The sequence below is a fragment of the Sphingomonas sp. PSPC2-2 genome, assembly GCF_049897725.1.
In the GTDB taxonomy this organism is placed as follows: Bacteria; Pseudomonadota; Alphaproteobacteria; order Sphingomonadales; family Sphingomonadaceae; genus Sphingomonas.
Genome location: NZ_JAFCWU010000034.1, coordinates 1 through 1,106, shown reverse-complemented (window position 1 = coordinate 1,106; position 1,106 = coordinate 1). Strand labels below are relative to the sequence as shown.

At 68.3% G+C, this 1,106-nt stretch carries 1 protein-coding gene; it reads right to left on the bottom strand.

The genetic code is table 11. The features are described 5' to 3' along the window. The coding region (locus ACP7BY_RS20965; RefSeq protein ID WP_426288359.1) for an Ig-like domain-containing protein at nucleotides 1–1,106 on the bottom strand (1,106 nt) is incomplete at both ends.

Sequence of the window (1,106 nt, the reverse complement as noted above, 5' to 3'; positions counted from 1 at the left end):
TGCACGCCGCTGACCGACGCGGTGAGGTCAATCGGGGTGGCGGTGTTGTACGCAACGCTGGCGCTCTTGGCGGCAACAGCGGGCGCGGCAGGCGTGGCGACGGTGAGCGTGACGGTGGCGGCGGCCGAGGTGCCGCCAGGCCCAGTGGCGGTATAGCCGAAGCTGTCGCTGCCATAATAACCGGTGGTCGGGGTGTAGGTGATGACATCGCCGACAACGCTGGTGGTGCCGTGCGCGGGGGCTGAGCTGACGGTGAGGCTGCTATGCACGCCGCTGACCGAGGCGGTGAGATCGATCGGCGTCGCGGTGTCATAAGCGACGCTGGCGCTCTTCGCGGCAGCGGTGGGGGCGGCAGGTGTCGCGACGGTCAGTGTGACGGTGGCGGCCGCTGAGGTGCCGCCCGGCCCGGTGGCGGTATAGGCGAAGCTGTCGCTGCCATAATAGCCGCTGGTGGGGGTATAGGTGATGACATCGCCAGCCACGCTGGTGGTACCATGCGCAGGGGCCGTGCTGACGGTGAGGCTGCTATGCACGCCGCTGACCGACGCGGTGAGGTCAATCGGGGTGGCGGTGTTGTACGCAACGCTGGCGCTCTTGGCGGCAACAGCGGGCGCGGCAGGCGTGGCGACGGTGAGCGTGACGGTGGCAGCGGCCGAGGTGCCGCCAGGACCGGTGGCGGTATAGGCAAAGCTGTCGCTGCCATAATAGCCGGTGGTCGGGGTGTAGGTGATGACATCGCCGGCAACGCTGGTGGTGCCGTGCGCGGGCGCGGTGCTGACGGTGAGGCTGGAGTGCACACCGCTGACCGAGGCGGTGAGATCGATCGGCGTCGCGGTATTGTACGCAACGCTGGCGCTCTTGGCGGCAACGGTTGGGGCGGCAGGTGTCGCGACGGTGAGCGTGACGGTGGCAGCGGCCGAGGTGCCGCCAGGCCCGGTGGCGGTATAGGCGAAGCTGTCGCTGCCATAATAGCCGGTGGTCGGGGTATAGGTGATGACATCGCCAGCAATGCTGGTGGTGCCGTGCGCAGGCGCTGAGCTGACGGTGAGGCTTGAGTGCACACCGCTGACCGAGGCGGTCAGGTCGATCGGGGTGGCGGTGTTATA